Origin of the sequence: Streptomyces siamensis (assembly GCF_039543605.1) — a bacterium.
GTDB lineage: Bacteria > Actinomycetota > Actinomycetes > Streptomycetales > Streptomycetaceae > Streptomyces > Streptomyces siamensis.
On sequence record NZ_BAABKB010000031.1, the window covers coordinates 138621 to 163516 of the forward strand.

The window sequence follows — 24896 nt, forward strand, 5'->3', positions numbered from 1 at the left end:
GGAATCCCTCTTCTGGGCCGCCAACGCTTCGCGCGCAGCCCGTTCGGACGCCTACGTGGCATCGGCCTTTCGGATCAACATGCCGTCATCCTGCCACGCACCGGGCTGTCTGCGCACGTGGTCACAGAGAGCCCGCACCACGGCAGGTGCTCCTACTTCTCACCTATATTCCTGCGCTCTCCGGACGAAGAGTGCTGCCGCAACCCATCGACAATCGGTCTCGGTTGAGACCTATGCATCCGCCTGGGGATGCTCGAGGCCGATGACCGGCCCCGGGCCGGGCCGCCCCTGCACCTGTCACCGAGAGGATGCGGTCGCTCTTGCCGGAATCCCGGAGGAACGAGTTGCTGGGCCGCAGGTCTCGCCGTCGGAAGGACCCGGTGGCGAGCTGACGGGCACCGCCCCGCGACCGTCACGTGGCCGGCGGCAGCACACCGTCTGGCTGCAACGGCTGCGGCGTGCCCACGCAAGCGCAGGTCCCGGTGTCGATGCTGCGGCAGGAGCGGCAGGAGCGGCAGGAGCGGCAGGAGCGGCAGGAGCGGCTGGACTGCCGGCTCCACTGCGCGACCCAACTTCCCGCTCCTGTAGGGGGATTGGTCGTGCATTCCGGCTACGGCGCTGGCACGGGTGGTGGCTCACTGCAGGTGCAGGCTGATGGGGAGCCGGTCCCCGCCGGGGCCGAAGTAGTTTGGGCGCAGTGCGTCGGGGTCGATGGTGAAGCCGAGGGATCTGTAGAGGTGCAGGGCCGAGGTGTTGTCCGGAGCGACCACGGACAGAGCCGTGTGTACGCCCTCTTCGCGCAGGGTGCGCAGTAGTTCGCTGATGAGGAGCCGTCCCAGGCCGTGTCCGCGTTTGTGCGGGGTGACGCCCAGGCTCAGTAGCCAGCACGAGCCGTCGCGTTTTGTGGCAGCGGCCATGATGTAGCCGGTGAGTGTGCCGTTGTCGTCGGCGACCAGCATGTGGTCATCGCATGCGTCGAAGAACTGGCGCAGGGCGAAGTAGGGGTAGGCGTCGGCGGCGAACGCTTCCCGGTCGAGCCGGTGCACGTCCGGCAGATCGGTTTCCACGGCCCGTCTGATCATGTGTCCTGGACGGCCGTGAGCTGAAGCGAACAGGCCGGCGGAGGGCGGGAAACGATCACCATCGTGTGCGCTCATGCCAGTCCTCGGTAGCTTCCAATGGCCAGTCGTACAGGCAACTGTGACGTATTGTTCCGTATCCGACCATTGGCCGGCTCGCGCCGGCTTGGTCTTTGACGCGGACGCCATGGTGGCCGTACGCCGCATCGTGGTCGTCGGCGATGCGGGTGCGCTGTCCGCCTCCACGTACCGTGACCGGACCAGATGGCGCGTCCTACGGGCGCACTTCGTGCGCTGCGCCCAAACCAATGGCCGTGGCCGGCAGGTCACGGTGTACGAGCGCCGCCGCGTTCAGCACGAACCGATGCCGTGCCCGCATGCGCGACGGGCGGCCGGCTGACACCCTGTCCCGACTGCACCCGCCAGGACGGTGTCGCGGGCCGCAGCGCTCAGTCCAGCCTGCGGTGCGGGGCCCATCCGGTCTGCTCAGCCCAGGAGTTGGCGATGGTGATGACCAGGTCGACGACCGGGTCCTTGATGTCGGCGTACGTGCTGATGTCGCTGACCGCACCGGCGAGGAGGGTCTTGAAGCGTGCGTAGGCGGGCACCGCCTCGGGATGGGTACAAAACCAGTCACGGAAAAGAAGAGCGAGGCGCTCGTTGGGGGAGCCGAGCAGGCGGACATGGAGGTTGCAGTCGGCGTCGGTGTGGGCGCGGCGTGACCAAAAGCGCTTGGCCCACTGTTCAGGGTCGGTGTCGAGCCCGGCCGGGACGTGGTCGTGCCGGTAGGGGGAGCGCGAAAACCCCATGGCGGCCAGGGGCTGGTCGAAGGCACGCTCGGCCTCGTCCAGGTCGGTGACGCTGATCTGGATGTCGAAGACCGGTTTCGCAGCCATGCCGGGGATCGCGGTGCTGCCGATGTGCTCGATGTGCACGGCCGGCGGCGCCAGCTGAGAGCGCAACTCGGCTGCGAGGGCGAGTCCGCGTGCGTGCCAGGCGGGGTCGTGAGCGACAACGACGATGGGCTGAGTGCCGGCGGCCATTCGCGCAAGTCTAGGCCGGAAACGGCTCCCCGGAGCCCTGCCCGGGGGCCGGACGGGCCGCAGGCCAACGGCACAGCAAGCCGGTGCGGGCGGCTGTCCCGCGCAGCGCATTGCCAGGACCTTGCACACCCTGGCCGGGCAGGATGCCCTCATGAGCGAAGCATGGGCAGCGATCATCGCTGCCGTAGCCGCAGGAGTGTTCGGCATCGCTGGCATCCTCACCGGCATCGTCGCCGGCCGCAGGCAAACCGTCGACCAAGCCACCGTCGAGCACGGCCAATGGCTCCGCGGACAAGGCAACAGGCCGCCTGCACCGAACTCCTCGACACCCGGGACGACGTCGTTGCCTTCCTGAAGACATTCCAGAACGACTGGGAGACGCTGCAACCTGGGCCTGATGCGCCGATGGCTGCCAGGGAGGCTGAAGAAGTGACCTTGGAACGGGCCGCGCTGCTGCGACGTCGCCTGGAAGCAGCTCAACTCCTCGGTCCAGCCCGAATGAACAATGCTGTCTCCTGCTTACGGGAGTCCTGTCAGACAGTGCACGACATTTTTTGCTCCCAGGCTTGGAGAGCAGACGAAGGCCAGGTGTCTGTGGACTGGGTCGTCTGGCAAGAAGCCATGCGGGCCACTGAAAGTGCCCGCCTGAACTTCCACATGGCGGCTATGTGGGTGCTGCGGACCCCGCCCGCCATCGAATCCGAAGGCGGTCTCCGGTAAGGCGACATCGTCGACTTACCGGCCGGTGTGCAACCTCAACTCCAGCTCTGAAAACGGTCATTCGCCGCATGCCGTCCTTGTGGCACGGACATCATGCCGCCATGAGTGACGAGCAGCCCGCCAAGAAGCCGCGCCCATGGTGGCACTGGGCTCTGGCAGCAGCAGGCACCAGCGCCTTCGTGATCGCCCTTGTCTGGGGCCCCTGGTGGATCGAAGGCCACCACCTCCGCGATGACAAGGGGCAGCTCGTCTCCAGTGCGGGGATCATCGTCACCGGCTTCCGCACCATGGTCATCGCCATCGCAGCCGGAGTACTCACCGCAGCAGGGCTCTACTACACACGCCAGAAACATCAGCTAGAGCGGGAGCAGTTCCAGCACGCGCAAGAGCAGTTCGCCGAAAATCAGAAGCAGTTCGAAACCACAGTGCGCGATGCGCAGGCTCGGGATGAGCGGCAAACTGAACTCACCCGAGAAGGCCAAGTCACCGGACGCTACGTCGAAGCAATCAAACTGCTCAGTTCAGACAACATCACCCAACGCCTCGGCGGCATCTACTCACTCGAACGAATCATGAGGGACTCCGAGAAGGATCACGACACCATCGTTGAGGTCCTCGCCGCATTCATCCGCCACCGCGCGCCAGTGCAGGCAGGCAACCACACTGCACAGTCCAGCGAGAGTGGGCAGCCTCCGAAGCCGGCAGACGACGTACAAGCGGCCCTCACTGTGCTCTACCGCCGGCCGACGCGCCCGGAACTCCCGAGCATCGACCTCAGTCATACCTGCCTTGCCGGGGCGAAACTGACGGGACATGGCCTGCGGCGAGCTCACTGGAGTGGCGCCCAGTTCGAGGGATCTGACCTGACTCAAGCACGTCTTAGAGGGGCCATTCTCCGCAAGGCTCAGTTCAAGGACGCCACCCTGCATGGAACTGACCTGTCCAGCGCCAAGATGGCCGACGCGGAGCTGTGCGGCGCCGACCTCCGCGGAGCGGATTTCGGAGGGGTCGATCTGACCGGGGTCGATCTGACCGGTGCCAAGCTGATCGGCGCCCAACTAGGAGAAACTCACGAGATACACGTCTGGCGGCTGCTCCAAGCACGTCTCCACAGCTCGACCGAGCTCCCAGCGGACATCGCACAAGATCCCGCAGTCATTGCGCACATCGCCAAGTGCGAAGAGGGTTGGCCACTGCGCCCTTCACTCCCCACACAGCCAGCCCCGACGACGAACGCCACCGCCCAGTAGTGGGGACCAGACCTCCAGTCGTCGACCTGCACAGCCAACAACTCCGGCTCCTCCAAGGCTTCCCGCACCGCCGCCCCTCCAGCCAGGCAGCCAGGGTGTTGATGACCGTCACGAGGCCATGCGGGTCCAGCCCGTCGCAGTAGTGATGCGAGGTCAGCGGCCGGGACACAGCAACGCCTCAACTGAGTCAGGATGCAGACGAAGCGCAACAGTGCCTGGATTGAGAGGCAGAGCGCCGCCACACTTGTCCGGTGGAAGCAGAAGCAGAACACCTCCGCAGGCTCCTCGACTGCACCCGCTTCGTGATTCTCGACTTCGACGGACCCATCTGCAGGCTGCTCGCGGGATACACGGCAGAGGCCATGACTGGGCACCTCACGGACTGGTTGGACAGCCGTGGGTACGGCGACCTGGCAAGACGAGGACAACATCCGCAAGCCGTCGCTGATCCTCAAGTCATCGTGCGGGCCGTCACTAAGCACCGGCCAGGCAGCGACCTCGCCATCGAGGCAGAAAGACGCCTCACCGATCTGGAACGCGCAGCCGTCCCGAGCGCGGTACCGACCCCTTACGCCGACCCACTGATCCACACTTTGCACGCAAGAGGCGTGCCCATTGCCATAGCCTCCAACAACTCGGCCACAGCCATCAGCGACTACCTCGCTGCCCGCAGCCTCCAGAGCATCATCAGCCACGTCCAAGGCCGCAGGTCAGACTTTGAGCACCTCAAGCCACACCCATATTCACTGACCAAAGCCATGGAAGCCATCAACGCCGACCCGGCAGCAACCACCCACCTGGGCGACAGCCCAACCGACTTACACGCTGCACAGGCAGCCGGGATCGCCTTCCTCGGCTACAGCAGCTACGGCCCCTGGCAGCAGGGTCTTCGCGACGCCGGCGCCGACTGCACCGTCTCCAGCCTGCGGCCCATCCTCGAACTGCTCCATGGATAGGGCGCCAAACCCATGCTTTGCGGGCGCATGGCTGGCTCCGGCAAGTCGGGCGGCGGCCTGCCCAACCGAACTCCGTGCCGCAAGTCCCACCCCGGCGGTACGACTGTGCTCCAGGCGCCGGGCAGACCGGCAGACCGGCCTGACTGGGATCACGGCCCTCGTGGTTTGCTTCGTCGCCGCACCGCACTGGGCCGCACGGCGCTTCTTCCGCTGGAGCATTCACTCGCGTTTCATTGCAACGATCAGGGGCAGGTGTGTTGCATTCCTATCGGATTCGTTGCAACGATTTTCCTCCATCCACCTGCAGAGACGATGCTATTGCGCAACGGGCATGTTGTTGGATCAGTGAATGCAACGTAGCTTTTCCTTTGTCGGAAACGGCGGGCCGTGGGGGTCCGCGCCGGCAGACGAAGGAGTCGTGCCATGCAGAAGTTCGCCACTCCCGCCCCCGTCCAGGCCGTCATCGCCGTCCCCGCCGGGCGTATTCAGCTGATCGCGGCCGACCGCGCCGACACCACCGTCGAGGTCCTGCCCGTGAACGCCTCGAAGTCCCGTGATGTGAAGGCCGCGGAACAGATCCAGGTCACCTGTGACGACGGTGTCCTGCGCATCGAGGCCCCGCAAGCACCGAACCGGATCCTCGGTCCTGCCGGGTCCGTCGAGATCACCGTCCAGCTGCCCACCGGTTCCCGGGTGGAGGCGACGGCGGCCGGCGCGGAATTGCGGGGCGTGGGACGCCTGGGTGACGTCGTCTTCGACGGCGGCTACCTCAAGGTGAAGATCGACGAGGCCGACAGCGCTCGCCTCGCGGGCACGGACGCCGACATCACCGTCGGCCGTCTGAACGGTCCCGGTGAGATCAGCACTCAGAAGGGCGACGTGACCGTGACCGAAGCCGTGCGCGGCACCCTCGCCCTGAGCACGCAGATGGGCGATGTCACCGCCTGTGCCGCTCGCGGGGTCTCCGCTTCCCTGGACGCCCGGACCGGTTACGGGCGTATCGACAACACGCTGAAGAACGACGGCACCCCGGCCCTGACGATCAAGGCGACCACCACCCACGGCGACATCACCGCCCGCAGCCTGTGACCTGGCATCACTGCCCGCGCCCAGGGACTCTGCCCAGGCCGGCCGGGAGGTGTTTGCCGATCGTCCTCCGGCCGGACCCGGTGCTCGCCCCGCGGTCTGTGTATGAGGCCACGGCGGCGCGGTGGCAGGAGGGGTGGCCCGGGCTGACCGTGCTGGACTGGCCGTCCACCGAGATCGCGGTGACTTCACTGCCGTTCCTGATCCGGGCATGCCGAACAACACGTCTGTGCGCCCGCGCCGCACGCCGTAATGGCTGCGGCGCGGGCGCTGCGCTGATTAGAGGCGACGCCCCACTATCCGCGCGAAGCCCAGCGCGCGGCCCTCATCGACGCGCAGCAATGTGACGGATTCGCGGGCCATGCGCGCCATCCATTCGTACGGGCTCTCCTCAGCGCACACCTCGCTCCACAGCAGCCAGTCGCGCCAGCCGTCGGGCTGCCAGTCGGCGGCCTCTACCTCCACGGCTTTGCTGCGTGTCCAGTTGCGCCGCCACCAGGCGGGGGAGTGGAACGCCCAGAAGTCCGGCTTCCAGTAGGGCTTCAGGTGCTCGGGAGGCTCGGTGCCTTCCGGTTCCTCCCGGAGGGCGGGTGCGACGACGCCGATCCGCCCGCCGGGCTTCAGCAGTGGGGTGAGCGTGGGCAGGTAGAGGTCGTTCGTGCCGAAGTACTGGTAGGCGTCGATGCTCACGATCGCGTCGAAGTGGCCCTGTGCGAACGGCAGGTCGTGGGCTTCGGCGAAAACGGGCAGGACGCGGTCGGCGACGCCCGCCTCAGTGATGCGCGCCGCATTCTCGTCGGGCTTGACCCACAGATCGGCGGCGACGACTTGGAAGCCGTACTCCCTGGCGAGGAAGACGGACGTCATGGCGCGGCCGCAGCCGAGGTCGAGGACGCGGGCGCCGGGGCGCAGTTCCTCGAGGCCGAGCGCGGGGGACAGCCATTCCAGCAGCCACAGGGCGTGCGGGCCCATCTGGTTCTCGATGGTCCAGCGGGCGTCGTAGCGGTTGCTGCGTGGGTGGCGAGGGTGGTTCAGGCGGTCAGTGAGGTCGTCGTTCGAAGTCGTCGATGTGTTGTCGGACATCGGTGAACGGGCTCCTTGAGTCCTTGAGGAAGGGACGGGATGCGTAGGAGCTCGGTCGGACCTTCAAACAATGCACCTGCTCGAGTCGGGGGCGATATGCCCGGCTACAGACGGCGGGACGCTACCAGCCGGCCCGTCCGCCGTGCACCCGTATTCTCAGCCTGCGAGGCGCTCGTATGCGGCCCGGACCCCCTCAGCCCAGGGACGGCTGTTCGGCTCGGGCGAGGGTGGATTGGTCAGGGGCCCTCACGCCACCACCCGGTTTCGACCTGATGAAGTACTGACCCCGGACAGCAACGATCCAGCCGAGGCCATCGGCAGGAGGCGGCACAGTCAGCTTCCATCCATTGGCGAACCGCACCTTCAGTACACCTGAATCAGCGGCATGGACTTCAGCGACCACCTGATCGAGGAGCTGGATTGCCTTGCCTGGATTGGTCCGGGAAGCGGCATGCACCGTGTCGGTCTGCCCACGTGTCATCAGCTCGGCCGCGCTGTGTACCTCAATCTGGTCCGAACCGATGTGCAGCCGCATCACGTTGCCGACAGCCACCTCGCTGACACCCGCTCCCCGCATCGAGTGGACATCCCAGCCACCGTCCACTCGGTCGATCCCACTCGCCATAGCGCAAGGCTAAGCACCCGGGGCAACCGATCAAACCCGTCACACCTGGCCACAAGATCGTGTGACGAGCTCCCGGTGCCCATGAGGATGATCGTCCGGCTGAGGCCTCATGGAGCCGTGCGCCGCGTACGCGACCGCCTTTTCCCGGCCGTGCTGTTCGTCCTGTGAGGGGATGGGCCTGCGTCATCTCGTTCACGGGGAGGGTGCCCCTGTCTCGTTGGTCAAGTGGACGGGTGCTGGATCGGGCGTCTGGAACGATGTGCCGGTGCATGCTGGTGATCGAGTTGGCGAGGGTGTCTCTGTGGACCTCGCGGTATTTCTCCGGACCGCTGGCGACGGCCTTCCTGTGAAGATCGTTCCTTCTGTCTGCGGCGGGTGCGGGCGGGCGCGTGTTCTTCGTGCTCGTTGACGATGTCGAGGCCGGAGCCGAGCGGGTGTGCACTGGTTGCGGCGGCCGCGCGTTCATCGCGTCTAGCGAGGAGTTCTGACAGGACGCGGATCCTGGCGGAGCCGGCTGCCCGTGCTGGAGCGAGGAGTTCGAGACTGCGGTTGCGTTCTCGCTCGCGGGCGACGGGTCGGTCCGTTGGGTGAGCGTTGGGCTGCGGTGCCAGAAAAACGGTGCTGTGGGGGTCTATGCCGACTGGAATACGGCAGTGGCGGGCTTGACCGGGGGGCGAGGGCCGGCTGGTGGCCTGTTGATGGAGGGGAGGGCCGAGCGGCCAGCCACTGCTGCAGTTCGCGATGCCGGAACTGGTAAACGGGCCCGCTGTATCGCATCAGCGCCGTTGGCGCAGGCCCAGTCCAGGAAGCGTGCCTGCCGGAACGGCAGGTAGGCGCGCGCACATGAGGGACGCCAGACACTGGCGCGCGTCGCTCCCTATGAGTCCGACGGCGATTCCGGCCGAAAGTCTGAGCACGCACCCGGTCATGCGGCCGAACCCGAGGCCCACGCCGGTCCCGGTCCCGAGTGCGAATGCCAGCCCGCCCAGGACGCAGAAGGTGCTGTCTTCCCGCAGGTCAGCGCGGGGCAAGGCAGCATGCAAAGGGACTTCCTCGATCACGCCGGGCATCAGCTGTCTCGAGCACAGCCGTGAGCACAGCGGCCCCACAGCTCCTGCTGCGGCCGCCAGGCGCGGGGATGGTCCCAACTACGGCGGCGCGAGCGAAACAGGGGGGCGCTGCTCCCCACTCTCGCGAGGATGGTCCCACGGGTGCTGGAGCAGTCTGCCGAGTTCGCGGCTCGTGTGCAGTAGAGATAGGGATGGCTCATTGCCTCGACGGAACGCCGACAGGGCGCAGGGGGCCGGACGAGCCGCGAGCAGCTTCGCCGTCCGAATCCGCCAGTACCCTCACCAGCGCCCAGCCCAGCGACCACGCCACAGTCCGACCCAGATCCACGACCGGACACGCCTGTGTGAACGGTGACGGTACCCAGGCGACCTGCGGACGGCTGGCGCGGGGCAGCGCCCTCGACTGGAACTGCTGGCGACATCCCCACCGAGTAGCGTCCTCAGCCTGGTGGTTTACCTGCGCGGAGCCTGAGAGGATGCCACCATGTGGCGCATGCCATCGGGGGTCAATGCAACGCTACGATTCCGACATCACGTGGGAGCCAACTCCGCCCTGCGCAAATTGGACCGCTCATTAAAGCAACTGAGCTTACCCAGGGCTCGACTACCGATGCGTCGGGCTATACGGGCCGCCTGTTTTTTTGAGAGCAGTCGATGGCGACTCACCGCCGGATACGTTGCACTAATTTGGACTTACGAATGGACGCTGCATATAGTCCTGATTGGCATTCCAGACTGGGTTCTGTACGTCCCTAAGGCCACCTACGATACGTGGACTGTGGTATCCGCCGGCGCCGATTTCCTTGTCGGCTTCATGGTCGTGTCTGCTTTCGGCTCCGTCCTCACGGCGGGCATATTCCTGGCAGTTTTGCTCGGCCCTCAGGTCCTGGCATATGGGGTGATCAAGGGGCGCTCATGGACACTGTTTCGTCGCATCATCATGCGGGGTCGCTTCTTGCCCGTTCTTGCGCTCAGCGATTCCATCGCGCGCTGTGCAGGGGTTCGAGGCAGCAATTGGCGAAACAGGCCACAGAAGATGCGGGCCTTGTCCAGGAGTTTAAGAGCAGCTGAGAGGCAGATATACGCTCTCCACAAGTCGAGCGGCTATCTCACCCTCCGGTCTCACCGCCGCAAGCAACTCAAGCACCACGCGGGGCTCGTCGTTGCCGCCCTGAGGCAAGCTGAAGCACGTCTGGACAGCGACGGCGACGCGGCGCTGACGACTCTTGCCGCGGCTCTCCTCAAGGTCGCAGAGCGGGCGGCGGTGGGCCGAATCGGAGCGCTCCTCGACGACGAGGTGAGCCCAGAGCTAACGCCGGCGAGGGACTGGGAGCCGTTCCGTCTCGCAGTGGCGGCAGTCCTGATTGCTGCATGTGCTGTCGCACTTGCCTTCTTGCATGTCCCCGACGCTGCACAGGCGTACGCCGTCGGCGCATGCGGCGTCTTGGTCCTCACCTTGATTTACGGTCGTCGCGTTCAGCAGTTCTTGGATTTGCTCGGGTCGCTCGGCGGGAAATGAGCGCCCCGTCACAGCACCCGGTTCGCGGCGAGCAAGTAGAGGCGGGTCTCCTCGTACCAGGCTGGCACGCCGGAGTCGCCGTCTGCGCAAGCATCGTTGATGCACCATGCGCGCGGCCGGTCATCGTCCGCGCAGCCGTACACGGTCGCAGGCCAGGCACAGGGCGTGCCGGAAGTGCACCGATGGCCCGCGCAGGCCGAGGACGGTGCCGTGCCAGCGGCCAACGGTCCGCAGTATCTCCGGGACGCGCCCAGCGGCCACGGCGCCCTGCGGGATGGCCTTGAGCGCCCGGTACCAGGACTGCGTACGCGCTGACCGCCTCAACTACATGTCCAGACCGATGGCTTCGGTCTTGACGTGCTGCGACCAGGTGACGGCTTCGAGGGATGTCGGCGGCCGTGACCCGGGCGGGGTGTGGCCACCGTCCGCCGGATGCCGGGTGCGAAGGCCGAGGGTGTCGAGCCGGTGGATGAGGCCCAGGCCGCCGTCGCCCGGGTGCTGCTCGTCGCCGGTGCACCGGTCAACTAGGTCGGCGACCAGACCGTCAAGCGACAGCATCAGAGGCCCCCAGGCATGCATGATGTGCGGCATGGATCAGGGGGATGCTGCCGTCTGGGCAGCCGGGTTGGGCATTGCGGGCACCCTGGCTGGCGTCCTCGGCGGGGCCTATGTGCAGGCGGGAGCTGGCCGCAAACAGGTGCTCGACCAGGAGACCGTCGACGTACGCCATCGACTCCGAGAGGAACGACGACTCGCCTTCGCCGCGGTACTCGACCGCTGTGACGAAGTGGTCTCCGCACTCGGCACGATCATCGCCGCCCGCGTACAGCCCGATTGGTGCGACGAAGACAATCACCGGGAGTTGTGGGCGCTGGCCAACGAAGCTCTTAAGCCTTTCAACGTGCCGTGACTTCTGTGAAGATCACCGGTCCTGACGAGATGATGGCACTTGCAGAGTCCGTGCACGACACCGTTCTCGACAAGGCAATCGCGATGCGCGTACCTGGTCTGTTCGCCACGCTCATCGAGGAGAACGTCCTTCACCACCGCATCGGGGACACGGAAGTGATGGCCGGCCAGCTGGGCCAGCTGCTCTCCTCCATGACGCTGCCGTCCATGTCACTGGGGATCATCCCTGCCCAGGTGCCGCGGGAGCAGATCATGTGGCCGCTGGAACAATTCACAGTCTTCGACGACGTCCGAGTCAACGTCGATCTGCTCGCCGCAAAAGCGACCGTCACGGACCGGGCGAACTGGACGTCTACCTGCGCGCGTTCACCAGACTCACCGAGCTCGCCGTCTACGGCGCCGACGCCTGCGCCCTGATCGTGAAGGCCATCGAGGCGCTGGGCTGACCCCGGCCACGACGAAACGCCCGCCCCCCTCGCATGGCTTTTCTGTCCAGGGTTTGTGTGCCTGCGTCAGGTGAGGCTGTTGTCTTGGCGGGCGTCGGGCGTCGGGCGTCGGGCGTCGGGCGGTGGGCGTCGGGCGGTGGGGGAGGGGGCCGGATATGAGGTGTGGACGTCCGCGAGGGCCTGCTGCCAGGGGCGGCCGGGCCTGGGTCCGTATCGGGCGGGTGCCGGTAGTGCGGGTGCGGCGCGTTGTCGATGGTGATCAGAGCGGTCAGTGGTCCGGCGGAACGGGAGCGGGCGGACGCGAGCTTCAGAGCTCGGCGCTGCTGCTCCTCGTTCAGCTCGTGCAGTCCTTCGACCTGGGCATACAGCCGGTCCCAGGGGATGGTCGTGCCGAGCGAGGCGGTGTGTTCGAGGACGTCGCGCGCAGTATCCGCCACGGCGTCAGTCCCCGTGGGGATGGGTGCGGAGGTGCGGAGGTGCGGCGTGGGCTGGGACCGGATCACCCCCGCGTCGGCGGGGAGCACACGATGATGATCCCGGCCCACGGATCACCCCCGCGTCGGCGGGGAGCACACGATGATGATCCCGGCCCACGGATCACCCCCGCGTCGGCGGGGAGGACCCCCGATACCCACGGCCTGAACAGTGGGGTCTGGTTCACCCCGGCGTCTGCGGGGTGATCCGTCGTCGTCGCGTATCAGCGTGATGGCGGCCGAGTTCTCCGCTGCGGGGGTGGTCCGCGGTCCGGGTGGAGGTTGCGCGGCTGAGGATCGCGCTCCCCGCCGGTCCAGGGATGGTCGAGGGCGCTGGCGCTGGCAATCAGTCGCCTCCGTAACGGGTGACGGCGCCTGCTCATCGGTGCTGGCATGGTGATGCCGGCGGATCATCCAGCTATTCCAACAGCGCCGCCGCGGAGACCGCGCTCATCAGGACGTGACCTTGTCGGGCACCGTCTTGACGGTTGGTGTCACCACCTCTGCGCCTGTGTCCGGACCGCTCTTCTGAGGGAACCGTCGTGCTGAGCACCATCTGGTGAGGTGATGGCGGCGATCAGCCGGTCCCCCTATGAGTTCGGTAAGTTATGCCATTTTGCTGGAGGGATCCGGGTGGCTGCGGCGGCGAGGTTGGCGCGAACCTTCCGGGACAGCCAGTGGTCTTCGCCGAGGACCCGGTGGGTGTCAGCGACTGTCTGCTTGAGGAGCGTGACCGCCCCTTCTGCGCTGCCAGCTGCTAGGTAAAAGCATGCGAATGAGTTGCGGAGTTTGAGGGTCTCCGCGTGGTCCTCGCCCAGAAGTTGGACGCTGACGCTGAGGTTTCGGCGCCACAGGAGGATCGCCAGAGCCCAATCCCCGGCTTCCTGGAAGGCCCGCGCCAGGATTGCACGGGTGATGAGAGTGTCGGCATGCCCTAGGCCGAGCACTCGTTCCCGCTCCGCGAGCGTGCGCTTCAACAGGGGGAGTGCCTGATCCGAATTTCCCGCAATCTGGTATGCGGCTCCGAGGTTGTTGCGGGAGCTCAGGGTGTCGGGATGCTCGTCGCCGAGGGCCCGCTCCCGGTCCACAAGGGTCCGTTCGTACAGCTCAATGGCCAGTCTCAGATTCCCGTCGACACGATGCGTGTAGGCGAGGTTGGTGCGGGTGGTCAGGGTGTCGGGGTGGTCCACTCCGAGCACCCGCTCCCGGTCGGCGAGGGCCTGCTCATAGAGCGGGATGGCCCGCTCCCGATCTCCCACGGACTCGTAGACACCGGCCAGCCGGTCGCGGAGTTCCATGGTCTCGACGTGGTCGACACCGAGTTGCTGCTCCCAGTCGGTGAGGGCTTGTTCATAGAGCGGGATGGCCCGGATCAGGTACCCCGCTGACTGGTAGGCGTGGGCTAGTTGGTACCGGGTGGTTCGTGTCCGGCGGTCGTTCTGGCCAAGGACTCTGAGGTGATCGGTGAGTGCACGCTGATACAAGGGAATGGCTTGGCCTGCATTGCCGGCCAACTGGTACGCGGCGGCGAGGTTGTTGCGGGTGATCAGGGTCTGGGGGTGGTCCGCGCCGAGGACGCGATCGTGATCGGTGAGAGTGCGTTCCAACCTGGGGATGGCCTCCTCAAGATCTCTGGCTCCCAGGTACGCGGCGGCGAGGTTGTTGTGGGCGATCAGGGTCTGGAGGTGGTCCGCGCCCAGAATCCGGGTGAAGTCGGCGACATTCCGCTGCCCCAGGAGAATGGCCTGCTGCGAGTCCCCGCCCGCCTGGTACGCGAAGGCCAGATTGTTGCGGGACGCAATGGTGTCGGGGTGATCCTCGCCGAGTGCCTGGACACAGGCGGCGAGAGTCTCCTCGTAGAGTGTGATGGCCGGCTCGAGTTCTCCGGCCTCCTGGTACGCGACGGCAAGGTTATTGCAGGAGGCGAGCGTGTCCTGGTGGTCCTCACCCAGCAATTGCCGCCGCTTCGCGAGAGTCGCCTTGAAAATGGGGATGGCCCGTGCGGGGTCTCCGTTGGACTGGTAGGCGGCAGCCAGGTTGTTCCAGGCAGTTAGCGTGTCGGTGTGCTCCTCGCCCAAATCACGTCGCCTGGCAGCGAGGTTCTGCTCGAACAGAGGGATCGCCCGCCCCGGATCCCCGGCTGCCTGATAGGCCCGGCCGAGGTTGCTGCGGATGGCTTGGGTGGCCGGATTGTCCTCACCCATGACGAGCACAGCGTGAGAGAAGGCGCGTTGGAGGTAGACGATCGCGCGGGCCACGGAACCCTGGTCTTCCAGGAGCACCGCGGTCTGGTTGAGCAGTAGGGTCGTGAACTGGTTGTCGGCCTCCGGCAACGAGTGGCCGATCAGCGCGTCGATGTGGGGCAACAGGGTCCGCAAGTTCTGCGTGCCGCCGGCGGTATTCCTCCATGAGGGAAGGGTTGCGACGAGCTGCAACGCGGCTCGCACCCGAGAGTATTCAATGTCCTGCGGCTGGCGGTGGTCGTCGTCAGGGTCAGCGGTGCGGCTTACGGCCTGCACCAATCGGTGCACCGACAGGGTGTCGGCGTCTGCGTCGATGGTGATCATGCTGTACGCGGCCAGACGTCCTATGGCGTGCAGGAGCGTTGGGGGGTCGGCCGTTAGATCGAGGAGGTCACGGGGGATGGCGTCAGGGGCGTACCAGGCCAGGGTCCGCAGGAGATGCCCAGCCGCGGGGTAGTCCCGCAGCCGGTCCAGGGTGACGTGCCAGATCCGGGCGACGGCCCGCTCTGTGTCGCCGCCCTCGGCAGTCTCCTTGAACATGATGGCGGGGTAGTCGGCCAGCAGAGCTAGATACCTGCGCGGGGTGGTGCCGCTCTCGGCGCAGTACGCGGCGGCCTGTTCGACGGCCAGCGGCAGGCACCCCAGTTCGGTGCACAACTCCTCCGCTCCGTCCAGGTCGCGGGTGCGATCGTGGGCGACGATGCGGGTGAAGAGCTGCATGGCCGCGGAACGGTCGAATACGTCCAGGGGTATCGGTGTCGCGAGGCCGTGCCAGCCGGTGGAACGTCTGGTGGTGATCAAATACCGTCCCGCTGTGGCGCGAGCGAGTAGTGGTTTGATGTCAGCAGGGTCGTTGACGTTGTCGAGGACGAGCAGCCAACGGTCGTGCGTAGCGAGCCATTGCAGCGCGCGTTCCCGCTGTGCTTCGAGTGGCAGGGCGTCAGCCAATGACGGTTGAAGGGCGGCAGCCAGGGCGGCCAGGCCTGCGTCGATCGTGGCTGGGGTGTCGGCGGTGATCCACCAGACCGGATAGTGATCGGTGGCATGAGCGGCCGCCCAATGCGCGGCCAGAACGCTCTTGCCGACGCCGCCTAGCCCGTGCACGGCTTGGATCACGGTCTCACCGGGTCCGGTGAACTGTGTGTCCAGCTGGCTCAGTGCTTCGTCGCGGCCCACAAGCAGGCCCCGCGCTGGGAGATTCGTTAGCCCTGGCGGAGCGGATATCTCTGCGACCGGCAGAAATGCCTCGGCTGGAAGCACCGTTGCCTGCTCCGCATGGTGCTGCACGATCGTTGCGTAGTCGCCGGTGTTGGCGATGCCAGAAAGGTCCCCGGTCACGCTGATGGAGGGCGTGCGGGAGGCGGAGTCGCTGGATTGTCCGGTGGTGCGCCTCCGGGAGCGTCCCCTCATGGTTGCTGGGTGTTGGATACGTCATCGCCTGTGGAAGCGATGCCGCTGATTGATCCACCGGTACTGATCGACCGCTCCCCTGCAGCCGGAGCCGGAGCCGGAGCCGGAGCCGGAGCCGGAGCGGGATCGGTGTGCGTCGGCGGCACCGGGTCCTGCGGTGGGGAGACCGGGGGGATCGCTGGGCTTTGAATGTTCCTTGTGTGGTCACCGGTGGAGGCGATCCCGTGGAGCTCTCCGCCCACCGAGATGGATCGCGGGCCGAGGCTGCCCCTCGGTGCCTCTGCTCCGGGAGAGTTTGTTCCCTGCCATGAAGGGTCGCGGGTGGCCCACGACTTGCCCCAGAGGGCGACGAAGGCTGCCACCGCCACGCCGAGAGCGGTGGCCACTACCCAGCGCTCGGCTGAGGATTCCATTAGGTGCGGTAGCACGAATGCCCCAGAGATCCAGGCCGGCAGGCTGAATGCCCCTGCTGTCGCCAGACCCGCCACCCACCATCTGACCGTCTGATTCATGGCCACCCCCCACGCGCCGAAGCTCCCGCACATCGACCACCACGATGACAGGAATTTTCCAGATCCGCGCCTTCCGATGGGGAAAACTACGAAGGGGTAACTCGTGGCTCGTGTAATCGCTTCATCCGCTTGCGGCGTCCCCGGACCCTCACGCTCGAGGATGCCCTGGCCATCCCGGGTGGCCGCACTGCTGGACTGCCTCGCTGGCGTGGACGCCATGGTGCGGCCCAAGACCGTGGAGAACGAGAACCGGCAGCTCGTCGCGAAACCCATGCGCTCCCCGATCGTCGAGCGTCCGACCCAGCACGACCTCGCCGAAGCGCTCCATCTCGGCCACGCGACCGTGGAACGGGCCGTGGCGGAACTGCGCAGGGAAGGCGCCCTGGTCCGCTTCCGCAAGGGAGAACGCACGAACCGGGTCTACGAGATCGCCGACCGCGACATACTGCAGCAGATCGCGCGCGGCGGCTGACCCCCTTCCCGGCGTGCGGGCCCCGCAACGTTAGGTCCGGCCGCCGTGATGCGCCGAGCCTCAGCCGGTGCCCGGCACCACCATCAGGCCCTGCTCACGCCGGTCCCGCCGGCTGCCCTGTGTTCCGAGGCGCCTGCAACTGCCGCAGCCTGCGACGCCCTTCGGCCGGTGCCGCCCCGAATCCGCAGGCGCCGGCGGTGCCGTTCCCGTGTTCATGAGCGTCAGGGGCTTGCCAGGCCCGCTCCGGCGACCGGCCGTGGGGCGAAGCAGGGGTGTGCGTATGCCAGGCCGCCGGATGTCCGTGGGAGTGGCTGGTTGGGAAGGGGTGGCGGGTCGCGGGTGGGGCAGGATGGCCGGGTGCGGGCCCTTTCGTGGGGCGTGGGCGCTGTTGGAGGATGATGCGGTGCGTGTTGATGTGTACATCGACGAGGAGCGCTCGGAGAGCGAACTGCGTTCGCTGCAGGGCTGGCTGGGCCAGGAACCCGCGGTGCGCAGGACGGCCGCGCTCACACTGCGGGAGAAGTCGGCCGAGCCCGGATCGATGGGCGGCGTGCTCGATGTCCTGCAGCTGGTGACCGGAAACGGATGGAGCGCTGCTTCGTTCGTGCTCTCGGTGGCCGCGTGGCGTCAGACCAGGCCGCGTGCGCCGCAGGTCACGATCCGGCGCGGCAGTACCGAGATCAGCATCAGCAACGGCACGGACGCCGAACTGCGCCGTGTCCTTGCGGTGCTGGAGAGCGTGGGCGGTGAGGGGGAGCCGGACGGACCGGATGCCGGGCAGGGGTCGCGGCCGTGAGAGCACTGCCTGACCCGGCCGCCTCGCGGGCGGTGCTGGTCGGGGTCAGCCGTTACACGGTGCTGGAGCCGTTGCCGGCCGTGGCGAACAACCTGCCGGCGCTTGCCCGGGCGCTGACCGGCCCCACGTCGTGGCATCTGCCGGCCGGGCACTGCACCGTGGTCGCCGAGCCGGACACGCCCCGCGACATGCTGGACCCGGTCAAGGAGGCCGCCGAGGCCACGAGTGACACGCTGCTGGTGTACTTCGCGGGCCACGGCCTTCTGGACGGCCGGGGTGAGCTCTTTTTCGGCCTGCCTCGCTCCGTCCAGGGCAGCAGCTACACCGGCGTCACCTACCAGGCGCTGCGCGAGATCATCACGGACTGCACGGCCCGGCGCTTCGTCATCATCCTCGACTGCTGCATGAGTGGGCGGGCGCTGGGGCTGATGGGCGGCGAGGACCTGCTGGCCGACCAGGCTCAGATCGACGGCAGCTACCTGCTGGCCGCTGCCCCCGAGAACGGGCGGGCCCTGGCCCCGCCGGGGGAGACCCACACCGCTTTCACCGGTGAGCTCCTCGACGTCCTGCAGCACGGCATCCCCGGTCAGCCGCGCGAGTTGGACCTGAACGCCGTCTACCACCACCTTCGCGGCGAACTCGCCGCGAAGGGACGGCCCGCACCGCAAAAACGCGACCGCAACACCGCCGGACGGCTCGTCCTGGCCTACAACCAGGCCTACCGCCCCGCGTCCATCCCTGCACGCGCGGCCGCGGACGAGAGTGCCTGGCCCGACCCGGACGACTGCCACACCCCGCTCGCCTTCCTCGAGGCACTCGCGGAGGTGAGAGCGCTCACCGGTCTGACCATCCCGGCCCTCGCCCAGCGCGCCGACCCGCCGCTGGCAGCGACCACGGTCAGCCGGCTCCTCAATACACCGACGCTGCCCGCGACCTGGAAGACCACTGGCCGCTACCTCGCCGCCTGTGGACTCACCGCCGACCGGATCAGTGCATGGCGGGCTGCCTGGCAACGCTTGCGCACCCAGGAAAGGGAACCGGCACGGTCCGAACCGCCCGCACCGGCTGCCGCGCCGCCAAAGGCGCGCTCCTGGCGGGATCGTCTGACAGGACGCCAAGACCGCCAGCCGCGGCAGCGTGGGGCGTGAAGCGACAAGGCATCCCGCCCCGATGCGGGGCAGGATGCCAAAAGGGTCAGCGCCCGGAAGGCGACGAGACCGACGACGGCTCGGGCGCCGGCTTGTCGCTGCCGGAGTCGGGAGAGAAGAGCCCCATCCAGGCCCCCACGACCAGCAGGCCCACGACCACGACTCCCGTTCCGGACTTCTTCGTCCGCGTGCTCTTGCCTTCCGACCGGTTCACCCAGTGACCCGCCCGGTAGTACTGGCCAGAACGACCCGCCACGCAACACCCCCGAGGTCCATTCTCAGCGGCGGCCCGCCCGCCGCAGTCACAGAGTGTGGCAGCGGCCGACCAGTTGATATACAGGATGAACCGAATTTGGCTGATACAAGACGTGACACAAAGTGACCCTGTGGATACGGGCCCGACGCAAACGAGTCGGCTGGGCACAGTGAGGCCAGTGGGACGTCACGCCGCGCCCCTCCGCCCTCGCGTCAGGCCGTCGCGTGGATGGGGCGGGAGAGAGCGGCGGCGTCGATCCAGGAGGGGCTGGTGTAGTCGACGCCGAGGAACGGGCCGAGACAGGGTCGGTTCAGGCGGTGGCCGAGATGGTGGACGAAGCGCCCTCTTGCGCCCCATCCGGCCGGGCGGCCCCTGCCGCGGTTGGCCTGCGCCATCCGGATGCAGGTGGGGCCTCGAAGTTGCGGAAGTTCTTGACCCGGACGCGGCTGAGCTGCATGACACTCCTGGTGGTTCACAACGTGCTGCCCCCCCCACCGCACCACCAGGCACCTGTGCCACGAGGAGATCGTCATATTCAGGGCCTCATAGGCAATTCCCGCCCCAATCCGCCGCATTGAACCTCCCGCGCTGACGCCACTACTCGCCCACGCAGGCGGGATCACGCGGGTGAGGAGACAGGTCGGGCCCTCACGCAGGCGCGCATCCACGGGGGCGTCGGACGTCTCTGCGCGCGCTGCTCTCCGTGACGGCACGCGCTACGTGCGGCCGAGTACGGTTCCTGGCAGCCACAGATGGTGGTGCAACAAGTTCGGTGTCCTGGGGCACGTACCTCTGCTGACAGGTTCGCGGTGTTCAAGGGGTTGGCCGCAGGGCATCTGCGATGGTGGCGGCGACCTGTGGCATGTCCCAGTACGCGGAGTGGGTCCACATGCCCGCGCTGGCGGTATGCGGCAGGGCAATGTCGATCGGGGGTGTTCCGTCTTCGTGGTGGAACACGCGGGAGGCGGCGAAGGCCAGGACATCCAGCGGCTGCCAAAGATTCGTCCAGCGGCCCAGCGAGGGTGGCAGGGATACGAGGGTGTTCAGGCTGTAGGGGGCGAGTTGGCCGCCGCGTGGATCACACAGGTGGAAGTAGGCGGACTGGGAGCCGAAGGTGACCAGCGAGGAGATCCATAGCGGCTGCTGGGCAGTGGCCATGTCGACGGCGATCACACCGCCGAGGCTGTGCGCAGCTACCCGGACTCGATGCTCAGGGCCGGTTCCCAGGAGGGGGTCCACGGCGGCGATTTGGTCCCACACACGTGCTTGGATGGCCTCGCGGTGGCGTTGGTAGACCAGTACGTCCCCCAGGAAGCGGGTGGTGGCTGGGCCGAGCCGGGTACGCAGAGCGTGGTTGGCCCGGCCGGCAACCGCCTGCATGGCGGCCCCGGCGATTCGGTCCAGATCCGCCAGTCGGCGCCGGATGACTCCGCGCTGCTTGTTCTGGTCCTGTCCCGGTCCGCGTAGCCCTGCGTATGGGTCGTCTGGTTCGGGTGCCAAGGCGTCTGTGATGGCTCTGCCCGTCTCACGTAGGAGTACTGGGTCATCGGTGCGCGAGAGCCAGTCGGTGGTGGGCCAGAGTTCGGCCAGGGTATCCAGCACAAGTTGTTCGAGCTCCGGATCCCCCGTGCTAGTGCGAAGCCCTTGGTCAGCATCCTCGCCCAGGACGTCATGTACTCCTTCGCGTACGGCCGGGGGCAGGTCGACGCCCCATCCTGCGGGCTGTGTGCAGTGCATGAGACCCGTCAGGACTGCGGCAGTGCCGGCGGCGTCCTCGAGGACGCCGCCGTCGCGTAGTTCTGCCTGCGCTCCGCCGCGCAGGGGCAGTGAGAGATCGACGAAGGTGTCATCGGCTCCCAGATCTCCCCAATAGACCGGCCGCAGGGTCAGCCCGGTGGTGACCTCCAACGCGGTCACGGTGGCGGTGAAGCCGACGCGGTCGCGGTTTCCGACACCGTGAATCACGAAGGCGGGCTCGTCCATGTCTCTCCTTCAACTCCAGTCGGCAATGGGCAGCTCACGTGGCCGCGGCGCGGGCGTCCGGACTTCCGTACACGGCATACGCCAGCCATGTCGGATCCCCGCTCCGGTCACGAATGGCCCGGCGGGCGTTGAGAGATGCCTGTCCCAGACTTTCGCCTCGGGCGACGAGGTGGCGGTAGAAGGTGTCGGCAAAGGTCAAGGCGGAGTCGGAGCGCACTGGCCACAGCGTGCCGACGAACGCACCTGCACCAGCCCTCAAAAACTGCGTGGCCCAACCAAGGTTCGTGGAGAACCAGCCGATCTCACCCGCGCTGCGGCAGGCGTTGAAGAACACCATCGGATGGGTAGGGCGCAGTGTGCCTGCCTGGGTGGCGTAGGCGAGATCGATCGGGTCAAAGGGACCGTCCGCCATGGTGACCCGGGAACCGGCAGTGGTGAAGGCGTTATGGCAGGCGAAGTGCAACAGCCCAGTCAGACCCTCGTCGATCAAGTCACTGACATCCGCGCGGTGGGCCAAAGTTCTTCCCTGGCCGGCGCGTTCGCCTAACGTCGCGCGTAACGCGGCAACCTCACGCTCCGCCTTGGGCGGCGATCCGGGCGGCACGACAAATGAGACCCGCGACAGGGACAGTTCGCGCACACGGTCCTGGCCGAAGGCTCGGCGCACCACCGGCACCCACTCAGCGAGAAACCCGTCACCCTCCTGCCCCCCGTCCAGCGGATACAGCAACTCCCACGGAACGACGTCATGCTCGCCAAGCACCGTGAGCGAGGTGATACGCCCGGCCTCATTCCAAAACTGCCGCCGCACCACATCGGGCACCGCGGCCGCCCACAACTGCACCCCCAAGTTCCTCAACCGCCGCCGCGCCCCAATGCGATCAATCCTTCCGGAAATCCCAGAAGACGCTGCGGAGCGGCGGAGTTCATCGTAAATCTGCTCCGTCACACCACGCGGATCACCAGCCACGAGTCGAAACGACTCCGGAGCGTTGGCCGTCTCACTGAGTAACTGAAAACTGTAAGACCCATCCCCACCCTTGAGGACCTGAAGAGTCACCTCTCCCGGATCGAAGGCGCCGCCGGCGATGGCGACGCTGCGCATGGGACCATCCCTGATGGGAACATCAGCCTGTACCGATATCTGAGTGCGCAACTCACCAAGGAACGCGCCTCCGTGAAACGCCCGCACAGTCACCGCATGCAACCCCGAACCAGTGGTCCGTAGTCCGAAGCGCACCACATCTGAATCACGACCGGGGTAAACAGAAACTTCCTGCTGCAGATCCCCTAACGACTGCAACCCGGGAGCATGCACCGTGACCATCACGTGGGACCCGGAGTCCGTTACGGGGAAGGAACGCAAGCGCACTCCGGCGCTGTTCGTGTCCTGGACGACCTGGACATGTAGCGGCACCTCTCTGCCCGGCGGAGCCTGTTCAGCAAGTTCAACCGTGAGCCGACGTGACCCAAAGGGTTCGGCCGGCGACCGCGCACCTGGGCGTACGTAAGGAGGCTCGATCCCGCTTCCTGGCCCAGTCGTTGGAGACCCTGACCCCAGAGCAGGTGAGGGAGGGGAGGGACCTGCCGCCCGGGCCCGGGGCGGCAGCGAGCCGAGGCCGGTCTGGACGCGGGGGGAGGCGTCGGCCTGTGGTGCCACGATCTGCGACAGCGCCGCCTCTGCCTCGGTTGCGGACGACCGCCGCCACGGTTCCTTCTCGAGCAGGCCGTGCAGCACGGGGCCCAGTGCGCCGGCCCTCACGGCCAAACGTGGCTCCTCCATGACCACCGCGGTGAACTCGGCGAGTGGCGACTCGCGCTCGAAGGGGGCGTAGCCCTCGACGCCGTAGTACAGCGTGCAGCCCAGCGAGAAGAGATCGCTGGCCGGGGTGGGCGGCCCGCCCGTGGCGCGCTCCGGCGCCAGATAACCCGAGGTCCCCACCAGCACGGACCCCATCGTGTAGCGGGTCTCGCCGGCGTCCTGATGCACCGAAATGCCGTAGTCGGTGAGCAGGACGCGGTCGTACGACGCCCTGGTGCGGTCCGGCGTGAGCAGGATATTTGCCGGCTGCACGTCCCGGTGCATCACGCCCCGCTCGTGCCCGGCTGTCAGCGCGTCGAGCACGGCCAGGCCGATGCGGGCGCATTCCGCGGGCGAGAGCGGGCCGCGCTGCTGAACCAGGTCGCGCAGGTCGACGGCACCTGCGACGTACTCCATAACGATCCACGGCAGTCCGTCGTGCTCCAGTACGTCGTACACCGCCACCACGTGGGGATGACCGCGCAGCCCCGCCGCGTGCCGGGCCTCCGAGCGGGCGCGGGCGACCCGGGCCGCGCGCTCGTCGCGGTCCGGTTCCGGGCCACGGAACACGATCTCCCTGAGCGCGACCTCGCAGGCGAGCCTTTGGTCGTGGGCGAGCCACACGCGGCCCCTGCCGCCGCTGCCCAGCCGGTTCAGCAACCGGTAACGGCCGGCGATGACCCGGCCCACTCCCGAGGTCGGTGATCCTGGATGCATCCGGTGACTCCCAGGTTCTGCGAGGCTGCCCGCGTCACGACTCTGCCGCCCACAAGCATTCCGTCCCAGCGCTTGAAATGCCTGGCAAACAGTCGTGTTGATCAGTCCGTGAGGCTGCGTGGCCCACCGGGAGCCGATCCGGATGACATCAGTCGGTGCGGCTGTCGGGGTGCGATGTCATTCGACGGTGTAGGCCATCACCCACGGCGCTTGTTCGGCCATCGCGTCCGGGGTGGAGCTCGCCTGGGGGTGCCAGTCGGGCGCGCTGGAGTCGATGGGTGCGGTGTGTACGCGGTAGTAGAGATGGCTGCTTTCTTCCGTGAGCATTCCCCAGGCGTCGTCGGGCAACGTGTAGTCGAAACCGCCCTTGGCGTCCGTGACGAGTGAACCGAAGAAGTTGTTCGGGAGGCCCTGCCGCATCCGGACAGCGTCGAAGAGGGAGGCTTCGGTCGCGAATTCCGCACGGTAGGAGCGTGCGCCGTCCGGCAGTTCGACATGGAATGTGGGAGCAGGGCCGTCCTTCTCCGCAGAGTCGGGTCCGATGATCAGCGGCTGTGCCGTTTCGTGTTGTTCCACAGTGTCGTCCCGTGTCCAACGCGTGTCCGTCCACCAGTCGTTGTCTGCCGCAGTGCCGGGGATCGTGACGTAGGGTGCGTTCCAGTAGCTGTCGTCGGTGGTGGTCACTGCCTGGTCGACCCACTCGCTGTCCGAGGAGGAGAACCAGGGACGGTAGTAGAGCGTTTCGGCCGCATTCAGTCGCTGCCAGGCCTCGTCCGGCAGTTGGTAGGGATTGCTCGCCAGGAAGCCTGTGTCATCCCGGCTTGCGTAGTGGTTGTCCGTCGTGTGCTCGCTTTCGTGGTTCGCCCAGTCGAACAGCTCGGCGGACGTTGCGACCTCGACCGCGTAGTACGTCGCTGGCCCGGAGCCGGGGTCCGCCTCGAACATGGGTGCAGCACCCGAGCGGTCGGCCTCCCCAGGACCGGCGATCGAGGCGTCGACTGAAACAGGTGTGAGTGCTCATTCTGGTTCCGGTAGCGAGGTCGCTTTGACCTGCGAGGATGCAGATGACTGGGAGGTGCCTCTCTGTGCTTCTTGCTCGTTGATCACGGTCTTGACCTGCAGCACCGCGAGCCTGGTGAGAATCGCGCAGATGTATTGAGAATTCCGATGGTGGCCACTGGTGTCTGCGTGCTGCTCTCTGAGCTGCGTGGTGGTGGAGTCCGTTTGTCTTCGGCTGTCGGACGGGACCCGATTGTTTTCACCCGCGTCAGCGTTCTCGCGGGGCGTGCGAGGTGGGCG

General features: G+C 67.0%; 21 protein-coding genes and 1 pseudogene. 10 read left to right on the top strand and 12 right to left on the bottom strand.

From position 1 onward, the window contains the following. Nucleotides 1-635: 635 nt before the first annotated feature. Nucleotides 636-1067: a GNAT family N-acetyltransferase gene (locus ABEB03_RS33475; protein ID WP_345656585.1), complete on the bottom strand. Its 432-nt coding sequence runs from the start codon at nucleotides 1065-1067 to the stop codon at nucleotides 636-638. A gap of 461 nt (nucleotides 1068-1528) precedes the next feature. After that, complete coding sequence (locus ABEB03_RS33480) at nucleotides 1529-2122, bottom strand: GrpB family protein (protein WP_345656586.1); 594 nt, start codon at nucleotides 2120-2122, stop codon at nucleotides 1529-1531. Between the two features lie 151 nt (nucleotides 2123-2273). On the opposite strand from ABEB03_RS33480, the gene ABEB03_RS33485 reads away from it, so the two are divergent. The 4 genes from ABEB03_RS33485 (at nucleotide 2274) to ABEB03_RS33500 (ending at nucleotide 6137) form a co-directional block, all read left to right on the top strand. Continuing rightward, nucleotides 2274-2477 carry a hypothetical protein gene (locus ABEB03_RS33485; RefSeq protein ID WP_345656587.1) on the top strand — a complete coding sequence of 68 codons (204 nt, stop codon included), beginning with the start codon at nucleotides 2274-2276 and terminating at the stop codon, nucleotides 2475-2477. Between the two features lie 466 nt (nucleotides 2478-2943). Then, on the top strand, nucleotides 2944-4092 hold the full coding sequence (locus ABEB03_RS33490; RefSeq protein WP_345656588.1) for a pentapeptide repeat-containing protein: 1149 nt from the start codon (nucleotides 2944-2946) through the stop codon (nucleotides 4090-4092). 251 nt (nucleotides 4093-4343) lie between these two features. Beyond that, the gene (locus ABEB03_RS33495) at nucleotides 4344-5048 is read left to right on the top strand and encodes an HAD family hydrolase (protein WP_345656589.1); all 705 of its coding nucleotides are present in this window, start codon (nucleotides 4344-4346) and stop codon (nucleotides 5046-5048) included. Nucleotides 5049-5471: 423 nt separating this feature from the next. Then, entirely contained in the window at nucleotides 5472-6137 is a 666-nt protein-coding gene (locus ABEB03_RS33500; RefSeq protein WP_345656590.1) for a DUF4097 family beta strand repeat-containing protein, read from the top strand. Between the two features lie 276 nt (nucleotides 6138-6413). Here ABEB03_RS33500 and ABEB03_RS33505 read toward each other — a convergent pair whose 3' ends face one another. Continuing rightward, nucleotides 6414-7217, bottom strand: a complete 804-nt coding sequence (locus tag ABEB03_RS33505) for an SAM-dependent methyltransferase (RefSeq protein WP_345656591.1) — start codon at nucleotides 7215-7217, stop codon at nucleotides 6414-6416. A 193-nt stretch (nucleotides 7218-7410) separates the two neighbouring features. Next, nucleotides 7411-7842 carry a DUF6188 family protein gene (locus ABEB03_RS33510; RefSeq protein ID WP_345656592.1) on the bottom strand — a complete coding sequence of 144 codons (432 nt, stop codon included), beginning with the start codon at nucleotides 7840-7842 and terminating at the stop codon, nucleotides 7411-7413. 2115 nt (nucleotides 7843-9957) lie between these two features. Between ABEB03_RS33510 and ABEB03_RS33515 the strand changes: the two genes are divergently transcribed. Then, on the top strand, nucleotides 9958-10431 hold the full coding sequence (locus ABEB03_RS33515) for a hypothetical protein (RefSeq protein ID WP_345656593.1): 474 nt from the start codon (nucleotides 9958-9960) through the stop codon (nucleotides 10429-10431). 324 nt (nucleotides 10432-10755) lie between these two features. Here the strand turns inward: ABEB03_RS33515 and ABEB03_RS33520 are convergent, their stop codons facing one another. Then, on the bottom strand, nucleotides 10756-10989 hold the full coding sequence (locus ABEB03_RS33520; RefSeq protein ID WP_345656594.1) for a hypothetical protein: 234 nt from the start codon (nucleotides 10987-10989) through the stop codon (nucleotides 10756-10758). A gap of 31 nt (nucleotides 10990-11020) precedes the next feature. Here ABEB03_RS33520 and ABEB03_RS33525 point away from each other — a divergent pair, with 31 nt between their 5' ends. Continuing rightward, complete coding sequence (locus ABEB03_RS33525; protein ID WP_345656595.1) at nucleotides 11021-11341, top strand: hypothetical protein; 321 nt, start codon at nucleotides 11021-11023, stop codon at nucleotides 11339-11341. Further along, nucleotides 11338-11757: a Scr1 family TA system antitoxin-like transcriptional regulator gene (locus ABEB03_RS33530; protein ID WP_345656596.1), complete on the top strand. Its 420-nt coding sequence runs from the start codon at nucleotides 11338-11340 to the stop codon at nucleotides 11755-11757. The genes ABEB03_RS33525 and ABEB03_RS33530 overlap by 4 nt, the downstream gene beginning before the upstream one ends. Nucleotides 11758-12849: 1092 nt before the next feature. On the opposite strand, the gene ABEB03_RS33535 is transcribed toward ABEB03_RS33530, so the two are convergent. Continuing rightward, a complete protein-coding gene (locus tag ABEB03_RS33535; RefSeq protein ID WP_345656597.1) occupies nucleotides 12850-15840 on the bottom strand; it encodes a tetratricopeptide repeat protein in 2991 nt (996 codons plus the stop codon). Nucleotides 15841-16584: 744 nt separating this feature from the next. Here ABEB03_RS33535 and ABEB03_RS33540 point away from each other — a divergent pair. The 3 genes from ABEB03_RS33540 to ABEB03_RS33550 all read left to right on the top strand — a co-directional run bounded on the left by ABEB03_RS33540 (nucleotide 16585) and on the right by ABEB03_RS33550 (nucleotide 18840). Then, complete coding sequence (locus ABEB03_RS33540) at nucleotides 16585-16896, top strand: hypothetical protein (RefSeq protein ID WP_345656598.1); 312 nt, start codon at nucleotides 16585-16587, stop codon at nucleotides 16894-16896. Nucleotides 16897-17299: 403 nt separating this feature from the next. Continuing rightward, nucleotides 17300-17692 carry an effector-associated constant component EACC1 gene (locus ABEB03_RS33545; protein ID WP_345656599.1) on the top strand — a complete coding sequence of 131 codons (393 nt, stop codon included), beginning with the start codon at nucleotides 17300-17302 and terminating at the stop codon, nucleotides 17690-17692. After that, nucleotides 17689-18840, top strand: a complete 1152-nt coding sequence (locus ABEB03_RS33550) for a caspase family protein (RefSeq protein WP_345656600.1) — start codon at nucleotides 17689-17691, stop codon at nucleotides 18838-18840. Before ABEB03_RS33545 ends, ABEB03_RS33550 begins: the two co-directional genes overlap by 4 nt. Nucleotides 18841-18886: 46 nt before the next feature. On the opposite strand, the gene ABEB03_RS33555 is transcribed toward ABEB03_RS33550, so the two are convergent. The 6 genes and pseudogenes from ABEB03_RS33555 to ABEB03_RS33580 all read right to left on the bottom strand — a co-directional run bounded on the left by ABEB03_RS33555 (nucleotide 18887) and on the right by ABEB03_RS33580 (nucleotide 24542). Then, on the bottom strand, nucleotides 18887-19096 hold the full coding sequence (locus ABEB03_RS33555) for a hypothetical protein (RefSeq protein ID WP_345656601.1): 210 nt from the start codon (nucleotides 19094-19096) through the stop codon (nucleotides 18887-18889). A gap of 212 nt (nucleotides 19097-19308) precedes the next feature. Beyond that, entirely contained in the window at nucleotides 19309-19491 is a 183-nt protein-coding gene (locus ABEB03_RS33560) for a hypothetical protein (protein WP_345656602.1), read from the bottom strand. Nucleotides 19492-19909: 418 nt separating this feature from the next. After that, a complete protein-coding gene (locus ABEB03_RS33565; RefSeq protein ID WP_345656603.1) occupies nucleotides 19910-21079 on the bottom strand; it encodes an alpha/beta hydrolase family protein in 1170 nt (389 codons plus the stop codon). A 34-nt stretch (nucleotides 21080-21113) separates the two neighbouring features. Further along, nucleotides 21114-22406 (bottom strand): CHAT domain-containing protein, encoded by a 1293-nt coding sequence (locus ABEB03_RS33570; RefSeq protein WP_345656618.1) that lies wholly within the window; start codon nucleotides 22404-22406, stop codon nucleotides 21114-21116. A 150-nt stretch (nucleotides 22407-22556) separates the two neighbouring features. Continuing rightward, nucleotides 22557-23597 (bottom strand): annotated as a pseudogene (locus tag ABEB03_RS33575) (serine/threonine-protein kinase); the annotation flags it as partial. Nucleotides 23598-23774: 177 nt separating this feature from the next. Next, a complete protein-coding gene (locus ABEB03_RS33580; RefSeq protein ID WP_345656604.1) occupies nucleotides 23775-24542 on the bottom strand; it encodes a hypothetical protein in 768 nt (255 codons plus the stop codon). Between the last annotated feature and the right edge of the window lie 354 nt (nucleotides 24543-24896).